The sequence below is a fragment of the Synechococcus sp. R65.1 genome (assembly GCF_047461755.1).
Lineage (GTDB): Bacteria > Cyanobacteriota > Cyanobacteriia > Thermostichales > Thermostichaceae > Thermostichus.
This window is the reverse complement of the sequence record NZ_JANSHU010000009.1, coordinates 1-16,421: the sequence shown is the minus strand read 5'-3', so window position 1 is coordinate 16,421 and position 16,421 is coordinate 1. Positions and strand designations below refer to the sequence as shown.

Sequence of the window (16,421 nt, the reverse complement as noted above, 5' to 3'; positions counted from 1 at the left end):
ATAGAAATGCAGGAAACCCCATACGCCAGTACACCCGCCTGTCGAACGCTAGATGGCGAGCCAGTTGCCTCAGCTTGCAGTTGTAGGGGTAGCCGGAGATGGCTCGGTGGCTTCCTGGGGGATCCCACCCCTTTCGCAGGCCAAAGTCCTGGCCGGGCCTCCTAGCCTACTCCAGCACTTTGCTGACCATCCAGCCCGCAAGATCCCCCTGACCGGGTCAGTGGAAAGTTGGATCCCGCTTCTGCAGCAGGAGCTAGCGCAGGGATCTCTGGTCTTGTTGGCCAGCGGGGATCCGCTGTTTTTTGGGATTGGGCGCCTGCTGACCCAGTATTTCCCGAGGGAGCAGTTGGCTTTTTATCCCCAGGTGAGCTCGGTACAGTTGGCCCTCAACCGCCTACAGATCCCCTGGCAGGAGGCCACTATCCTCAGCCTACATGGGCGGGGAATGGAGCAGTTGGAACCCGTTCTCAAACAGGGATCCCCTGTAATTGTAGTGCTCACCGATCCAGAGCACACACCAGCCAGCTTGGCCCAGTTCATTGCCGACCTGCGGCTGCCAGTGCGCTACCAGGCCTGGGTGTGCAGCCAACTGGGATCCCTCCAGGAGCAGATCATGCCCCTGCAGGAAGGGGAGAACTCTGCCTTCCCCAGCCCTAACCTGGTGGTGCTGCGGCGCGTTGAGCCGGAACCGGATCCCAGCCGCTGGCCTTTGGTTGGGATCCCGGACGACCAGTTCCACACCTTTCCCGACCAGCCCGGCCTAATCACCAAGCAGCCCATCCGCCTCCTCACCCTGGGAGCCTTGCAATTGCCGCGACAGGGGGTGGTGTGGGATATCGGGGCTGGCACGGGCTCAGTGGCTGTGGAGATCGCCCGCCTCTCTTCCCAGCTCCAGGTCTATGCCATCGAGCGCAACGCCATGGGCATTTGTCTCATCCAGCGCAACCGCCAACGCTTTGGTCTGGAAAACCTGCAGGTAATCCCAGGGGCAGCGCCTCAGGTGCTGGCTGACCTGCCGGATCCGGATCGGGTGTTGCTGGGAGGAGGTGGAAAGGGGATCCCCCAGCTCCTGCCCACAGTGGCGCCCCGCCTACGGCCTGGAGGGATCCTGGTGGCCAACTTCGCCACCCTAGAAACCTGCAGCGAAACCCTGCAGTGGCTGCGCTCACAGGGCTGGCAGGTGCGAGTGGAACATGTCCAGATCTCCCGCTCCACGGCCTTGGCTGAGGGCACTCGCTTTTCCCCCCTTAACCCCGTTTACCTGCTGCAAGCAATCCCTTCCACCTCGAAGTTCCACTAAGCCCTCAACTGAATGGGAGAGAGTTCAGGGAAGGCTTAGGCACGGCCTAGGATCCAGGCGATAAGGGGGGGATCCCTATGCTCAAGATAGTACCGAACGGCTGAGGTCAGGTCTAGCTCCAAGTCGCGGTTTTGGATGTCGGTGATCATTCTGTACATCAGCTCCAGGTGAATGCGATCCTCTTTGGTGAGCAGCTCATACTTGCCATTAGGGCTGTTGTTGAGGGCAGCCAAGGCCGCTTGGGTGGCAGTAGCTGTTGGAGAAGGAGGCTTGAGGCGGGCGTCCCGCAGCAAGAGAAACTGAAGCCCAGGGTGAGCAATCACCAATTGGTTGAAGTTATTGACCTGCCAATACATGCTGCCAGCAGCCACTTGGATAAAGGCAATCACCCGCTTTTGGCTGGGGAAATAGAGGTGATCTGGAAGCTTGCGTTTGCCCAGTCTCAGGGTGCTCATGGGGAGGGGATGGATCCCTTGCAGGGCATTGACGATGGTGCGCAATTTGCCGATATCAGCTGTGCTGTCGATGATCGCCTCTTGGGGATAGGCGGCGCGGAGCTGAGCCTCAGTGGTGCGGAGATAGGGATCCAGCGTCTCAACAAGATCGGCAGATGGGCTGGGATCCCGAAGGGGTGGAGATAGAACGATGGAGGGGCCGTGGGCAGGCAGAAGGGGGATGAGCAGTTGTTTGAGGGTTTGCAGCTCAGTTTCGAGCCGCTGGACACGGGCGGCTAGATTGCTGGCAGTGGGTACAACTTGCACCTGGGGAGGGAGAGGGATCCCGTTGATGTAGTGGCGATAGTAGGCTGAGGCCCGGTTGAGAATGGCCCGGATGGAGGGTTGGCCAAGAATATCGCTCAGGTCATCGGCGGTAAAGAGAGCTTGGAGGTGGATCCCTGAAGGCAGGCGGCTCTGGAGAAGGGCTTGAAGCTGGGGAAGAGAGGGGAGATCTAGGGAGAGGACGGTTTGGGAGAGGCGATCGACGGTAGCCCGGTCAAATTGGGTTTGGAAATGTTGCCAACGATCAGGAAACAAATTAAGGACAAACAGACTGTTGGGAATACGGGTAAAAAGCTCTTTTAGAGCATCGCCAAAGTTGAGAAGGATATCTCGATTTTCCTCTCGGCCCAGAGCCTCCAATTGGTCGAAGACAATGATCAGGGGCTGGTCGAGCAGCGAAAGCCTGCCGATGACTTTCATCCCTTCTAGGGCAAAGGTGTTGCGATCCAGATCTGCACTCCAAGGGGGCAACCCAATCAAGTTGGTTTCTTCAGGATCCAGGTCGGTACCGCTGAGCCAGCGGATGATCTGGTGACGGCGGTTGGGATCCCTGTAGCTGCAGTATTTGATGATGCCCTTGAGAATGTTTTCGGTGGAACCGGTAAGGAAGTTTTGCTCTGCCCACCAGCGCAGAACCAGTTTTTCAATGGCTTGCCATTGCTGACGACGACGCTCGCTGCCTTCTGCTCCCAGGCAATGAAAGAGGTTGAGGGGATCCGCCGTGAGAAGGGAGAGAAGCTCTTCAGTTTTTGAGGTTTGGGGGAAGGTTTTCAAGATTTCCACAAAGCTCTTGGCAATCAAGTAGTCGAGCTGGGTGTGGTGATGGGCATCTACCCGTTCGCGCAGGGATTCCAGGGTGTGGCTGTAGATGTGGTGGTAGATGTTGTCGGGATGGGTGGGCTGAGGGATAAACAGGAGACGGTTGTGGCGCAGGAGGTTTTGGGCCACCCGCATGATCAGGTGGGTCTTGCCGGATCCAGGTTCACCCAGTAAGACAACCCCTCGGCTCTGGTGGTTGGGATCCCGTTGGATGTCCTGTAGGGTGGCAGTGAGCTGCTGGTACTGAGGCTGATAGATGGTGGTCTCGTCGGGATAATGCTGAAAGGGATTGTCAACTCTGCTGTTGGCGAAAGGATTGGGAACATTCTGGGCTTTGAGCTGAGCGTGGGTGAGGTGGCGATAGAGGTGATAGGTAAAAAGAGCATCGTAGCTGGCGTCGTGGGCCAGTTTGGAGTTGAAATAGCCGCTCTCCAGTTGGATACCAAGATGTTTGCTAAGATACTCTAGACTGTAGCTGGGGAGGTTGGGGAAACATTCCTTGGCAGCTAGCCAAGTGCAAAAAACGGGGTTAGAAAGCCACTCTTGGTTAGCTTGCTCAAAGGCTTGTTTAAGGATTTTTAGGTCGTGCTCTGCGTGGTGGAAAACGAGGGTTTTACCTTGGGCCAAACGCCGTAGGTCCGCAACAATCTGGGCTAAAGGCTTGGGCTGGGGGTGGCCAGGCGAGTATTCCTGGGTATGGGCGTGGTAAACAAGCTTACCGCTGCTGTCGACAATGGCAATCTCTTCAAGGTTAGGGTTGCCCTCGGTGTCAATAACCAAGTAGCTCATGGAAAGAGAGATCCTGGAACACTAATGAGCTAGATGCCCCATTGTAATTTCTGAATGGACAGGGGGGCTAGGAGGTGAGTAACCCATACGGAAAACACCTAGCTTCCCAGCAGAGGGGCTAGGAAGCCAGGTGGGCATTTGCCTAGAATGGCAGGAGGGCTGGGGAGTGGTGGGCCTCCTAGGGCTCTAGCCCTCGTCCTCTTCGTCGTTGCTAACTCCCCCTCGGTAGAGATAGGAAGAACGGTTGGTTTTCTTGATGTAGTCCTTGATGGATTCCAGGTCGATGTAGCGATCCGCCAAGTTGATGAGCTGATCGCTGGTCATAGAGCGCAGGCTAACCACCTCTACCCGTGCTCCCTGGTAGCTGACGGCATTGACAGCATAGGCCAAGTCCCCGTCGCCGCTTACCAGCACCGCCGTCTCGTACCAGCGCACCAGCGACAACATGTCCACAGCGATTTCCACATCTAGATTGGCCCGCTTGGAGCCATCGGGCAGTTGGGTCAGCTCTTTGGTAACCACACGGTAGCCGTTGCGGCGCATCCAGAGCAAAAACCCCTGCTGCTTTTCGTTGTTGCGGTCGACGCCGGTGTAGAAAAAGGAGCGCAGAAGGGGAGAACGGCCGGTGAGCGTCTTCAGGAGGCGGGTGTAGTCAATCTCAATGCCCATCTGCAGGGCAGCGTAGAAGAGGTTGGCCCCGTCAATAAAGATGGCTACGCGCCCGCGGTTGTCCTGAAAAGGCTCCGGAAGCTGAAAGCCAGGGTCAGGGTCAAGACGCAACATTCGAGTTGTCTTCTCCAAGTTTTGGCCAAGGGATAGAGAAGGTAGGATATTAAAATCAGGGGAGCAAGGCATCGGCCCATGAGAGCCCTAGCTTACGCCATTACCCTAGCGTAGAAGATCGCTCCCCCCTGGAAGACTTCCAAAATCCTAAAGAAAAAATACTTAGCTGGAGGGCACTTGCAGATGCCTGGGCAGGAGGGCCCGCCACCCTATCGTTTCCCCATTCCCCTACTCAAAGGCGTGTTGCGCGGCCGCTGCAAGCGCTTCTTTGCCGAGGTGGAGCTGGAAAATGGGCAACAGGTAACTGCCCACTGCCCCAACACCGGCCCGATGACGGGAGTTTGCCAGGTGGGGGCACCCGTTTGCCTCTCCTATCACCCCGATCCCAGGCGCAAGCTGGCCTACACCTGGGAGATGATCCAAGTGGGGGAGGTGTGGGTAGGGATCAACACTGGCCTACCCAATCGCCTAGTGGAATGGGGGCTGCAGCAGGGCTGGTTCCCCCAACTGGCTCAGTTTTCCCGCTGGCGGCGGGAAGTGGTCTGGGGCAAAAGCAGGATGGACTTTCTTTTGGAGGGGCCGGGCGGCTGTGCCTACCTGGAGGTTAAAAATACAACCTGGGCTGTTGGCTCCTGTGCCCTTTTTCCCGATACCGTGACGACTCGCGGTCAAAAACACCTGGAAGACTTGATGGAGATCCGCCGACAGGGTCAGCGGGCTCTGCTGCTGTATTGGATTAACCGCGCCGACTGCACCGAGTTTGCCCCCGGAGCAGAACGGGATCCTCGCTATGCCCGTCTGTTTCACCAGGCCCTGCAGGCGGGAGTTGAGGTGCTGCCCTACCGGGTCGAGGTTTCGCCGCAAGGGATCCGCCCCCTGGGCCTAGCTAAGCTTGTGGCTTGAGAGAACCTTCTGGGATGCAAGTAGCCACCTGGAATGTCAACTCCATCCGCAGCCGCCTGCCCCAGGTTTTGGCCTGGCTGGACAAGCAGGGATCCCTGGATGTGCTCTGCCTGCAGGAGACCAAGGTGGCGGATGCGGAGTTTCCCCGTGCCCCCTTCGAGGAGCGGGGCTTTCATGTGGAGGTGTACGGGCAGAAAGCCTACAACGGCGTTGCCCTCGTCAGCCGGGAGGTGCCGGAAAAGGTGGAGCGGGGCTTTGCTGCCCTGCTGCCGGCAGCCGCAGAGCTGGATGAGCAAAAGCGGCTTATCGGCGGCCTCTACCGCGGCATCCGCATCCTCAACCTCTACGTGCCTAACGGCGAGGCGGTGGGATCTGACAAGTACGCCTACAAGTTGCGCTGGCTGGCCTGCCTGAAAGACTACCTCCAGGTGGCCCTCGACCAAGGGCAGCCTATTCTTCTCTGTGGCGACTTCAACATCGCCCTGGAAGATCGGGATATCTATGATCCCGGCAAAGCCGGAGAAATCATGGCCTCTGAGCCGGAGCGGCAGGCCCTGCAGAAGATCCTGGCTTTGGGCTTTGAGGATGCCTTTCGCAAGTTTAACCCGGACCCTGGGCATTTTAGCTGGTGGGACTACCGGGCCGGGGGGTTCCAGAAGAATCGGGGCTGGCGCATTGACCACCTCTACCTTTCCCCCTTGCTTCAGGACAAAGCTACGGCTTGCTGGATCGACGTCGAGCCGCGGCGGGCAGAAAAGCCCAGCGACCATGCCCCTGTGGTTGTGGAGCTGGCAGTCTAAAGTCCCTAAGCCGCTCCCTTGAGACAACAGCGGCTATCTACGCTAGGCTGGTAGACGTTAACGAATGTATCGGGCTGCCGCCATGGCGCTCTTTGGTTTCGGCAAACTGAGCAAGAAACTGACCCTGCCTACCCCGGAGGAGGCTTTGCCGGGCCGCTCCGAGCCAATGGCAATCGTTAACCGGCACTACGTCAAGGGCACGCCCCTGAAGCCCCCTTTTCCCGAGGGGATGGAGCTAGCCATGTTTGGCATGGGCTGCTTCTGGGGAGCGGAGCGCAGGTTTTGGCAGTTGCCTGGGGTGTATACCACTGCAGTGGGCTATGCGGGCGGGTATACTCCCAACCCCACCTATGAAGAGGTCTGCACCGGCTTGACTGGCCACAACGAGGTGGTGCGGGTGGTTTACGATCCCAGCCAGATTAGCTACCTCCAGCTCTTGAAAGTGTTTTGGGAAAACCACGATCCCACCCAGGGGATGCGCCAGGGCAATGATGTGGGCACTCAGTATCGCTCCGGCATCTACGTCTATTCCCAGACCCAGCGGGAGCTGGCGGAAAAAACCCGCGACCTCTACCAGCAAGTCCTGAGCGCCCACGGCTACGGCCCCATCACCACTGAGATCCTGGAGGCTCCAGAGTTCTACTACGCCGAAGACTACCACCAGCAGTACCTCGCCAAAAACCCGCGCGGCTACTGCGGCCTGGGGGGAACTGGGGTACCGCTGCCGGAGCTCCTCACCCCCGACCTTTCTCCCTAGAGAGAGAGGGAACCTAAAAGATGCGGCGGGAAGGGGATCCCCGCTCCAGCAGCTCCCTGGCCACTAGGGTCACCACCGCCAGCAAAGAAAGCACCACCGCGGCTGCATAGGCTGATCCTGTGGCATAGCTGCGATAGGCATCTTCCACAAACAGAGGCAGGGTTTGGGTGCGCCCAACGATGTTGCCCGAGACCACCGCCACAGCGCCAAACTCCCCCATGGCGCGGGCATTGGTGAGGATGACTCCATACAAGAGGCCCCAGCGGATGTTGGGCAGGGTAATCCGCCAGAAGATCTGCCAGGAATTGGCCCCCAGAGTTTTGGCGGCTTCTTCTTCCTCGGTGCCGGCCTCTTCCAGCACCGGCAATACTTCCCGCACCACAAAGGGCAAGGTGATGAAAGCCGTGGCCAGCACAATGCCTGGAAACGCAAAAATGACCCGCAGGTTCCAGGATCCCAGCCAACCTTGACGGCCAAAGATCAGCACCAGCATCAGGCCGGCTACTACCGGCGAAATGGAAAAGGGCAGGTCAATGAGGCTAAGCAGCAAGGCCCGCCCTGGAAAGCGGCGGCGTGCTAGCGCTATGGCAGCGCAGAGGCCAAAAAGAGTATTGAGAGGCACGACAACCAGGGCAGTTAGCAAAGTCAAGCGGGCTGCGCTGAGAAACTCTCGCTCCCCCAGGTGCTGAAAAAAACTGGGGATCCCTTCCCGCAACGCCTGGTAGAAGACATTCACCAGGGGGATCCCGATGAGCAGCCCCACATAGAGCAAGACGATCCCAATCAGCAGGCCAGCCAGCCAAGGGTTGGCGGGTGGCTTCCCTTGAACCTCGGCAACTCCCTTAGGTCTCATGGCGACTTGCCCAGCCTTGCAGAAGGTTAATCACCGCCAGCGACAGGAAGGAGATCACCAGCATCACCGTCCCAATCACCGTGGCGCCGGCGTAGTCGTACTGTTCCAGTCTTTGGATGACCAGCACCGCCGCAATCAAATCCTGGAAGGGAATGCTGGCGGCAATAATGACGATGGAGCCATACTCACCGACAGCGCGAGAAAACCCCAGAGCCACCCCTGTTAGGATAGACGGCAGAATTTGCGGTAGTACCACTCGGCAAAAGGTCTGCCAGCGGGAGGCGCCCAAGCTCCAGGCAGCTTCCTCCACATCCGGCTCCAGTTCCTGCAGCACCGGCTGCACGGTCCGCACCACAAAGGGAAAAGAGATAAACAGCATTGCTACCCCCACCCCCCAGCGGGTAAAGGCAATGCGGATTCCCAAGGGAGCCAGCAGGGATCCTATCCAGCCGTTGCTGCTGTAGACGGTCGCCAGCGTGAGGCCGGCCACAGCCGTGGGCAGGGCAAAGGGCAGATCAATCAACCCCTCGAGGAGCTTTTTCCCAGGGAAGGCGTAGCGCACCAACACCCAGGCGGTCAGAGTGCCCATCACACCGTTCACTAAGGCCGCCAGCAAGGCGGTTACAAAAGTAACCTCATAGGCAGAGAGGGCCAGGGGATCGGTGGCAATCCGCCAAAACTCTGCCCAGCCCAAGGTGCTGGCCTTGGCAACCAAGGCAGCTAGTGGCAAGACCAGCATCAGGAAGAGATAGCCTAGGGTCAGCCACCAGGGCCAAGACACTGGAAACACCGCCTGCAGCAAGGTTCCCTAAGCTCCCACCGCCATGGCTGTCATTTCCGTTTTCTTGATGGGGAAGGCTTTGATTACCCTGGGGCGCACGTAAACCTGCTGCCCTATGTGCAGGGGCTGGCTGGCGTATTGCTCGCGGCTAAGGTGGGCCCAAAGGGATCCGCCATCGCTCAAGACCAGCTCCGCCTGGATCTCCCGCCCTAGGTGGATGATCTCTTTGACCCAAGCCGAGACACCGCTGCTGGTGGGGCTGAGCTCGATTTGGACATCATGGGGGCGCAAGAAAAGCCGATGCGGGCCGGCCTGCGCTTCAGGGAGCTGGCAGGATAATACGGAGCGGGGCGAGAGCTCGTTGACCGGGCCAATAAAGCTCATGACAAAGGGGGTGGCCGGATGGTCGTAGATCTCGGCAGGGGATCCCACCTGTTCGATCCGCCCCTGGTTCATGACCACAATTTGGTCGGCCACCTCCATAGCCTCTTCTTGGTCGTGGGTAACCAGGACGGTGGTGACATGCACCTCGTCGTGTAGGCGCCGCAGCCACTGGCGCAGCTCCTTGCGCACCCTGGCATCCAGGGCTCCGAAGGGCTCATCCAAAAGCAACACCTGCGGCTCCACCGCCAGAGCACGGGCCAGGGCCACCCGCTGCCGCTGGCCGCCCGAAAGCTGGGAGGGGTAGTGATCCCCAAACCCCGACAGTTGCACCAGCTCCAGCAGCTCGTCCACCCGTGCCCGAATTTCAGCTCTTGGCAGCCTGCGGATCTCCAGGCCAAAGGCAATGTTCTGCCGCACCGTCATGTGCTTAAACAGGGCGTAGTGCTGGAAGACAAAGCCGACGTTGCGCTCCTGGACGCTGGCGTGGGTGGCATCCCGCCCGGTGAGGAAAATCCGCCCCGTGTCTGGCTTCTCCAGGCCGGCAATCAGGCGCAGCAGGGTAGATTTGCCAGAACCCGACGGCCCCAACAAAGCCACTAGGGATCCCGTGGGGATGGTGAGATCGGTAGGGTAGAGCGCCTGAAACTCGCCGAAACGCTTCGATACCCCTGCAATGGTGATGCCCATAGGCTCTGCCTAGCTAGTGGTTTGCCTGAGCAGTTGCTGGATTGGTTGCCGGCTGAGTCTTCTCAAAAGGTTGAGGGAAGTTAAACGCCCACCTAATCTACGGTAAACCTGTCAACAAACCGTTGATACAGCTCCCAGAATAACTTGAATGGGAATCCAAAACAAGGGAGCCTCCCTACAACTCGGCTTGAATGCGGTCAAACAAAGCTCCATCGGCAAAGAAGCGGTTTTGGATTGTCTCCCAGCCGCCTAGGTCGGCAACGGTTACCAGTTTCTCAACAGGAGGGTAACGCCAGGCAAACTCTTGCGCCACCGTGGGCTCCACCGGCCGAAAACCCGCCTCGGCAAAGGCCCGCTGCGCCTCGGGCGTAAAGAGATAGTCCACAAAGGCTTCGGCCACGGCGCGGGTGCCCTTGCGGTCTACGTTGGCATCCACCACCGCCACCGGGTTGTCGATGGAAATGTTGGGATCCGGCACCACGTAGGGCAAGGGCTGGCCGCGCAAGCCCGCCAGGATCACCTCATGTTCGTAGGTGAGCAGGGCATCCCCCTGCCCTTTTTGGAAAAAGACATCCGTAGCCTCCCGCGAGTCCCGCGGCAGGACGCGGACGTTTTTGTAGACCTGAGTAGTGAAGGCTAGGGCCTGCGGCTCAGGGACAGCGCTCCAGAGGGCCAAAAAGTTCCAGCGGGCACCCCCTGAGGTTTTGGGGTTGGCAGTAACCACCTGCAAGCCGGGCCGAGCCAGATCCGTCCAGGAGCGGATATCGTGGGGGTTGCCCTCCCGCGTTACCATCACCACCACTGAACGGGTGACGATCCCTTGGTTGGGTGTGCGACTTTCCCAACCCGGCCGAATCAGGCCGGCAGCCACAATGCGCTCCACATCCAGGCCCAGGGCCAGGGCCACTACGTCGGCATCCAGCCCCTCGATGACCGCCCGCGCTTGCGTTGCCGAGCCAGCGTAGCTGCTTTCTACACGCACCCGTTGTCCAGTCTGGGCCAGCCAGTGGGCCTCAAAGGCAGGGATGATCTGCCGGTAGGCATCGCGGGTCACTGCAAAAGAAGCTAGCAGAATCCTCACTTCCCCCTGGGATCCCGCCCCGCCGCCGCAGCCACCCAGCCCCAGCAGAAGTCCCAGGAGCAGGGATCCCAGCCCCAGCCACCGCCCCACTCTCGCCGACCAGCCCACCGCGATGGGTAATCTGTTCACAGCCATCCCCAAAAGCTTCTCACCCCCAACCCCTCTCCCCAAAGGCGCGGGAAGGTTGGGCGTCAGGGATCTATTCTACGGTAAGCCGGTCGGTAAACCGTTTTTAGAGCCAGGGCTCCCTAGGCAGGGCGTGGGGAGGGCTGCATCGGCAGCAAGATCCAACGTGGCCCTGAGGAGGCCGGGATCCTCTGGGGAGGGGAGCAACTGGAACCCCAAGCGCCTACACAGGCGGCGCATGCCCTCGTTTTCGCTGAGCACCTCGCCGGCCAGGCGCTGGATCCCTTCGCAGCGGGCCACCTGAATGAGGCGGGTCAAGAGCTCCGTGCCGATCCCCTGTCTTTGGTAGGGATCCGCCACCAAGAGGGCAAACTCTGCTTCTTGGGGAAAGCCATGTTTTCTGGAGAGGCGGCTGATGCCGAGGATTAAGGACTTCGTCCCGCTGACGCGATTGGCCTCTGGCTCCTGTTTTTCTGCTACTAAGGCAATCTCGCGGTCGTAATCGTTAAAGCAAATGCGGGTAAGGCGCTCGTGGGCGATGCGGGCGCTGTATTTGATCGGGTGGAAGTAGCGCAGATAGACGCTGTAATCGGAGACGTGGCGGTGAAAATCGATCACCAAAGGCTCGTCTTCAGGGCGAATGGGGCGAATGGTGATGCCGTCCCGGAAGCTCCAGATGTACTGGGTGGGATAGGGGCGGATGGCCAAGGGCACCTGGGGATCCTGCTCGGTTCGCAAAATGACGCGGGCATCCAAAGCCAGCAGTTTCTCGCCAGAGACCAGCAGCGGGTTGATGTCGATCTCTTTGATCTCCCGCTGCTCGGCCACCAGTTGGCTAAAGCGCACCAAGAGCTGCTCCAGGGCCTCCAGATCCACGGCTCGGCGTCCCCGCACCCCTTTGAGGGCCTTGTAGATGAGGGTATTCTCCATCAAGCGCCGCGCCAAGGTGGTGTTGAGGGGGGGAAGGCCAATGGCGCGATCCCGGAACACCTCCACCAGTTGGCCACCGCTGCCAAACAGCAACACCGGCCCAAACTGGGGATCCTCGCTGCTGCCCAGGATCAGCTCGTAGCCGTTGGTGGGAACCATGGGCTGCACCGTCACCCCTTGAAAGTGCTGGGATCCGGCTTTTTCGGCAACATTAGTCTGGATCTGCTGGTAGGCCCGCCGCACGGCTTCGGCATCGGGCAGGTTGAGCTGCACGCCGCCTACGTCGCTTTTGTGGGTGAGGGTGTGGGAGTAAAGCTTCAGCACCACCGGGTAGCCTATGGCCTCAGCAGCTTCCACCGCCGCTTCCGAACTTGCTGCCACCCGCGTGGGCACCACCGGGATCCCGTAGGCGGCTAGGATCTCCTTGGACTCGACCTCGGTTAAGAGCGTGCGACCTTGCTGCCGGGCTTGGCTGAGGATTTGGTGCACCCTATCCCGCTCGACCGCTCTTGCAGGGGGCAAAGTGGGAGTTTCGTAGAGGGCCTTGAGGTTGTCGCTAAAGCGCCACAAGTAGCTAAACACCCGCGCCGCCTGGTCGGGGTAGCGGTAGGTGGGGATCCCGGCCTGGTTGAGGATCTGCTCGCCGGCATCCACCAGGGCTCCCCCCATCCAACTGGCCAGGATGGGTTGGCGGGATCCGCTGCGCCGCCAGGTCTCCACCACTTTCTCAGCCGTGGCCGTGGGATCCGTCATGGCTTGGGGGGTGAGGATTACCAAACAGCCCTGGCTAGCGGGATCCCGCAGCACCACTTCCAGCGCCTGGGCAAAGCGCTCCGGGCCGGCATCGCCCAGGATATCGATGGGGTTGCCGTGGCTCCAGTGGGGCGGCAGGATCTGGTTGAGCTGCTCCAGGGTTTGGGGAGAAAGCTGGGCCAGGGATCCGCCGGCGCGGATGAGGGCGTCAGTGGCCAGCACCCCCGGCCCGCCGGCATTGGTGAGGATGGTGAGGTGGGGCCCTTGGGGACGAGGCTGTTTGGCCAGCACCTCCGCCATGTCGAAGAGATCTTCAATGCGATCCACCCGCAGCACACCACAACGGCGAAAGGCCGCATCCAAAACCGCGTCGCTGCCGGTGAGGGATCCCGTGTGGGAGGCTGCTGCCTGGGCTGCTGCCTGGGTGCGCCCTGCCTTGATGACGATGATGGGCTTGCTCAGCGCCACCTCGCGGGCTGCCGATAGGAAGGAGCGGGCATCTCCAATGGATTCCATGTAGAGGACAATGCTGTGGGTATGGGGATCCTCGCCCAGGTAGTCGATCAGATCCCCCCAGCCCACATCCAGCATGGATCCCAGGGAGATGAAGGCGCTAAAGCCCACATTTTCCCGCAGGCTCCAGTCCAGGATTGAAGTGCAGAGGGCCCCGCTTTGGCTGATAAACCCCACGTTGCCGGGTCGGGCCATCTGGGCGGCAAAGGTGGCATTCAAGCCAGTGTGGGGGTTTTGGATCCCCAGGCAGTTGGGGCCAATTAGGCGCAACTTGCCGCGGGCGGCCTGTTGGATGGTCTTTTCCAGGGCCAACCCCTCCGGGCCGATTTCCTTAAAGCCTGCCGAGAGGACAATGGCCCCCTTGACTCCGGCCTCGACGCATTCTTGGATAACCGCCGGCACCCCGGCTGCCGGGATGGCGATGATGGCCAGATCCACCGGCTCGGGCAAGGCGGAAAGCCGCTCGTAGGCCCGGATGCCCAACACCTGGTGCCGCTTGGGGTTGACCGGGTAGACCGTGCCGCCAAAGGGATGGCTAATGAGGTTCCACAGCACCGTGCGCCCAACACTGCCCTCGCGCTCTGTCGCCCCCACCACGGCCACCGAGCGGGGCAGAAAAATGGGAGCTAAGGGGTGGGATCTGGCCTTCCAGATGTCGAGGCTGGGATCGGGGCGGTGCAGCGTAGCCATAGCCGTTGCCAGGGTGGGGGTCACGTTTTGGCTGGGAGCAGAAAGGCGGCTCTTAGGCCAGAGCCGGCTCCGGCTGGTGGTAGAGGGCAGCCTCTACCCGGCAGCCCCGATAGGCCAAGATGTACAGCTCCTTCATGTCCTGGATGAGGGGGTAGCGGGGGTTGGCGCCGGTGCATTGGTCGTCAAAAGCCTGCTCCGCCATCGCTTCCAGACGGTCGTAGAACGCCTGCTCGCTCTCGCTGAGGGCCTCGCGAATGCTGGCCGGGATCCCCAGCTTCCGCTTGAGCTCCTCGATAGCCTCAATGAGGCGCATGACCTTTTCATCGTCATTGGCCCCGCCCAACTGCAGGTAATCGGCAATCTCGGCATAGCGGTGCTTGGCGTTGGGGTAGCGGTATTGGGGAAAGATGGCCTGCTTGAAGGGAGCGTCGGTGGCGTTGTAGCGGATGACGTGGGTAATCATCAAAGCGTTGGCCAGGCCGTGGGGCAGGTGGAAGGTGGATCCCAGCTTGTGGGCCAAGGAGTGGCACACCCCCAAAAAGGCGTTGGCAAAGGCCATGCCGGCAATGGTGGCAGCGTAGTGGACTTTTTCCCGCGCTTCGGGATCCTCGGCGCCCTTCTCGTAGGCCCGCGGCAGGTAGGTCATCAGGAGCTTGATGGCCTGCAGCGCCAGCCCGTCGGTAAACTCGCTGGCCATCACCGAGACATAGGCTTCCAGGGCATGGGTAAGGGCATCGAGGCCGCCGTAGGCGGTTAGCTTCTTGGGCATCTTCAAAGTGAGATCCGGATCCACGATGGCCATGCTGGGGGTGAGGGCGTAGTCGGCCAGTGGGTACTTGATCCCCACCCGGTCGTCGGTGACTACGGCAAAGGGCGTCACCTCGGATCCCGTCCCGGAAGTGGTGGGGATGCAGACCAGTTGGGCTTTTTGCCCCAGCGGCGGCAGCTCGTAGACCCGCTTGCGGATGTCCATAAAGCGCGTGGCCAGGCCTTCAAACTCCACCTGCGGCTGCTCGTACATCAGCCACATCACCTTGGCCGCGTCCATCGGGGATCCGCCCCCCACGGCGATGATCACATCCGGCTGGAATTGGCGCAACTGCTCCAGGCCGCGGTTGACGTTGCTGAGGGTGGGATCCGGCTCCACGTCGTGGTAGACATCCCACTTGATCTGCAGTTCGTCCAAAACCCGGGTAACCGCCTGCAGCACGCCCAGCTCGAAGAGGGGCCTATCGGTAACCAAAAAAGCCCGTTTTTTGCCGGCCAACTCCCGCAGCGCCACCGGTAGACATCCCGGCTTGAAGTAGATCTTGGGCGGCACCCGAAACCAGAGCATATTTTCCCGCCGGTAGGCCACCGTTTTAATGTTGAGCAGGTGGCGCGGCCCCACATTGTCCGAGACCGAATTGCCCCCCCAAGTGCCACAGCCCAACGTTAACGAGGGATCCAGCCTGAAGTTGTAGAGATCCCCAATTGCTCCCTGGGAAGAGGGGGTGTTGATCAGCACCCGCGCTGTTTGTAGGGCATTTTCAAAGTAGGCAATATCGTCCCGATTGGCGGGATCGGTATACAAAACAGAGGTGTGACCCCGCCCACCGAAATTGACCACTTGGACGGCAATATCGACAGCGCTGTGGAAATCCTTGGCGCGGTAGAGGGCCAAAACAGGGGCCAATTTTTCGTAGGAGAACGGCTCCTCAGGCCCCACCTTGTCCACTTCTCCAATCAGGAGCTTCGTGCCTTCGGGTACTTGGATCCCGGCCAGAGCGGCAATGGTCTGCACCGATTGGCCGACAATAGCCGGATTGAGGCGGCCGTCTTTGAGGAGGAGGCAGCGCACCGCTTGCGTTTGTTCCGGATCCAAAAAGTAGGCCCCCCGCTGGCGGAATTCGGCCTTGACCTGCTCGTAAACAGCATCCACCACGATCACCGCCTGTTCTGAGGCGCAGATCATGCCGTTGTCGAAGGTCTTGCTCAAGATAATCGAGCTGACGGCTGTGGGGATGTCGGCGCTGGCATCGATCACTGCCGGGGTATTGCCTGCCCCCACACCCAGCGAGGGGTGGCCGGAGGAATAGGCCGCCTTGACTAGGGCGGGGCCGCCGGTGGCCAGGATCAGCTTCACCTCAGGATGCTGCATCAAAGCCTGGGAGAGCTCAATCGTGGGCTCGTCAATCCAGCCAATCAACCCCACCGGCGCGCCTGCCGCCTCAGCCGCCTCTTTGACCACTTTGGCTGCAGCAGCCGTGCATCGCTTGGCACGGGGGTGAGGCGCAAAGATGATGGCGTTGCGGGTTTTTAGAGTGATGAGGGCTTTGAAAATTGTTGTCGACGTGGGGTTGGTTACTGGCACAATACCTGCCAAAAGCCCCACCGGCTCAGCAATGCGCTCGTAGCCAAAGCTCTCGTCCCGCTCGATGACGCCGCAGGTTTTCTCGTGTTTGTATTTGTTGTAAATGTATTCAGAGGCAAAGTGATTTTTGATTACCTTGTCTTCCACAATCCCCATGCCGGTCTCTTCCACGGCCAGCTTGGCCAGCGGGATCCGTTCGTTGTTGGCGGCCAGGGCAGCTTTGTGAAAGATCCGATCCACCTGTTCCTGGGTGAAGGTGGCATACTCAGCCTGGGCAGCTTTTACCTGTTGGATCAGAGCTTCCAGTTCCTCGAGGTTGGTGACAGGCATAGGTGGATCC

At 60.1% G+C, this 16,421-nt stretch carries 12 protein-coding genes; 4 read left to right on the top strand and 8 right to left on the bottom strand.

Going from position 1 to position 16,421, the window contains the following annotated elements:
• Window positions 1-64 precede the first annotated feature (64 nt).
• Window positions 65-1,300, top strand: coding sequence for a precorrin-6y C5,15-methyltransferase (decarboxylating) subunit CbiE (gene cbiE / locus NW814_RS05645; RefSeq protein ID WP_414405525.1), 1,236 nt, complete (start codon window positions 65-67; stop codon window positions 1,298-1,300).
• Between the two features lie 35 nt (window positions 1,301-1,335).
• On the opposite strand, the gene NW814_RS05640 is transcribed toward cbiE, so the two are convergent.
• On the bottom strand, window positions 1,336-3,687 hold the full coding sequence (locus tag NW814_RS05640) for an AAA family ATPase (RefSeq protein ID WP_414405524.1): 2,352 nt from the start codon (window positions 3,685-3,687) through the stop codon (window positions 1,336-1,338).
• A 186-nt stretch (window positions 3,688-3,873) separates the two neighbouring features.
• The gene (locus tag NW814_RS05635; RefSeq protein ID WP_414405523.1) at window positions 3,874-4,470 is read right to left on the bottom strand and encodes an NYN domain-containing protein; all 597 of its coding nucleotides are present in this window, start codon (window positions 4,468-4,470) and stop codon (window positions 3,874-3,876) included.
• A 183-nt stretch (window positions 4,471-4,653) separates the two neighbouring features.
• On the opposite strand from NW814_RS05635, the gene sfsA reads away from it, so the two are divergent.
• From sfsA to msrA, 3 genes are all read left to right on the top strand, one after another.
• Window positions 4,654-5,373 (top strand): DNA/RNA nuclease SfsA, encoded by a 720-nt coding sequence (gene sfsA, locus NW814_RS05630; RefSeq protein WP_414405522.1) that lies wholly within the window; start codon window positions 4,654-4,656, stop codon window positions 5,371-5,373.
• Window positions 5,374-5,387: 14 nt separating this feature from the next.
• Window positions 5,388-6,173 carry an exodeoxyribonuclease III gene (xth, locus tag NW814_RS05625; RefSeq protein WP_414405521.1) on the top strand — a complete coding sequence of 262 codons (786 nt, stop codon included), beginning with the start codon at window positions 5,388-5,390 and terminating at the stop codon, window positions 6,171-6,173.
• An 82-nt stretch (window positions 6,174-6,255) separates the two neighbouring features.
• Complete coding sequence (gene msrA, locus NW814_RS05620; RefSeq protein ID WP_414393463.1) at window positions 6,256-6,930, top strand: peptide-methionine (S)-S-oxide reductase MsrA; 675 nt, start codon at window positions 6,256-6,258, stop codon at window positions 6,928-6,930.
• 13 nt (window positions 6,931-6,943) lie between these two features.
• On the opposite strand, the gene cysW is transcribed toward msrA, so the two are convergent.
• The 6 genes from cysW to adhE all read right to left on the bottom strand — a co-directional run bounded on the left by cysW (window position 6,944) and on the right by adhE (window position 16,411).
• On the bottom strand, window positions 6,944-7,783 hold the full coding sequence (cysW, locus tag NW814_RS05615; RefSeq protein ID WP_414405520.1) for a sulfate ABC transporter permease subunit CysW: 840 nt from the start codon (window positions 7,781-7,783) through the stop codon (window positions 6,944-6,946).
• Window positions 7,773-8,585, bottom strand: coding sequence for a sulfate ABC transporter permease subunit CysT (cysT, locus tag NW814_RS05610; protein WP_414405519.1), 813 nt, complete (start codon window positions 8,583-8,585; stop codon window positions 7,773-7,775). The genes cysW and cysT overlap by 11 nt, the downstream gene beginning before the upstream one ends.
• A gap of 6 nt (window positions 8,586-8,591) precedes the next feature.
• Window positions 8,592-9,635: a sulfate/molybdate ABC transporter ATP-binding protein gene (locus NW814_RS05605; RefSeq protein ID WP_011429377.1), complete on the bottom strand. Its 1,044-nt coding sequence runs from the start codon at window positions 9,633-9,635 to the stop codon at window positions 8,592-8,594.
• 175 nt (window positions 9,636-9,810) lie between these two features.
• Window positions 9,811-10,845, bottom strand: a complete 1,035-nt coding sequence (locus NW814_RS05600; RefSeq protein WP_414405518.1) for a sulfate ABC transporter substrate-binding protein — start codon at window positions 10,843-10,845, stop codon at window positions 9,811-9,813.
• 75 nt (window positions 10,846-10,920) lie between these two features.
• Entirely contained in the window at window positions 10,921-13,752 is a 2,832-nt protein-coding gene (locus NW814_RS05595; protein ID WP_414405517.1) for a GNAT family N-acetyltransferase, read from the bottom strand.
• Window positions 13,753-13,780: 28 nt separating this feature from the next.
• Window positions 13,781-16,411 (bottom strand): bifunctional acetaldehyde-CoA/alcohol dehydrogenase, encoded by a 2,631-nt coding sequence (gene adhE, locus NW814_RS05590; RefSeq protein WP_414405578.1) that lies wholly within the window; start codon window positions 16,409-16,411, stop codon window positions 13,781-13,783.
• Window positions 16,412-16,421: the final 10 nt, after the last annotated feature.

What these genes read in the sequence shown, in the direction of transcription:
- cysW (WP_414405520.1), bottom strand. Translation starts at nt 7,783, where the DNA reads ATGAGACCTAAGGGAGTTGCCGAGGTTCAAGGGAAGCCACCCGCCAAC.
- NW814_RS05605 (WP_011429377.1), bottom strand. Translation starts at nt 9,635, where the DNA reads ATGGGCATCACCATTGCAGGGGTATCGAAGCGTTTCGGCGAGTTTCAG.
- xth (WP_414405521.1), top strand. Translation starts at nt 5,388, where the DNA reads ATGCAAGTAGCCACCTGGAATGTCAACTCCATCCGCAGCCGCCTGCCC.
- sfsA (WP_414405522.1), top strand. Translation starts at nt 4,654, where the DNA reads ATGCCTGGGCAGGAGGGCCCGCCACCCTATCGTTTCCCCATTCCCCTA.
- NW814_RS05640 (WP_414405524.1), bottom strand. Translation starts at nt 3,687, where the DNA reads ATGAGCTACTTGGTTATTGACACCGAGGGCAACCCTAACCTTGAAGAG.
- NW814_RS05635 (WP_414405523.1), bottom strand. Translation starts at nt 4,470, where the DNA reads ATGTTGCGTCTTGACCCTGACCCTGGCTTTCAGCTTCCGGAGCCTTTT.
- msrA (WP_414393463.1), top strand. Translation starts at nt 6,256, where the DNA reads ATGGCGCTCTTTGGTTTCGGCAAACTGAGCAAGAAACTGACCCTGCCT.
- adhE (WP_414405578.1), bottom strand. Translation starts at nt 16,411, where the DNA reads ATGCCTGTCACCAACCTCGAGGAACTGGAAGCTCTGATCCAACAGGTA.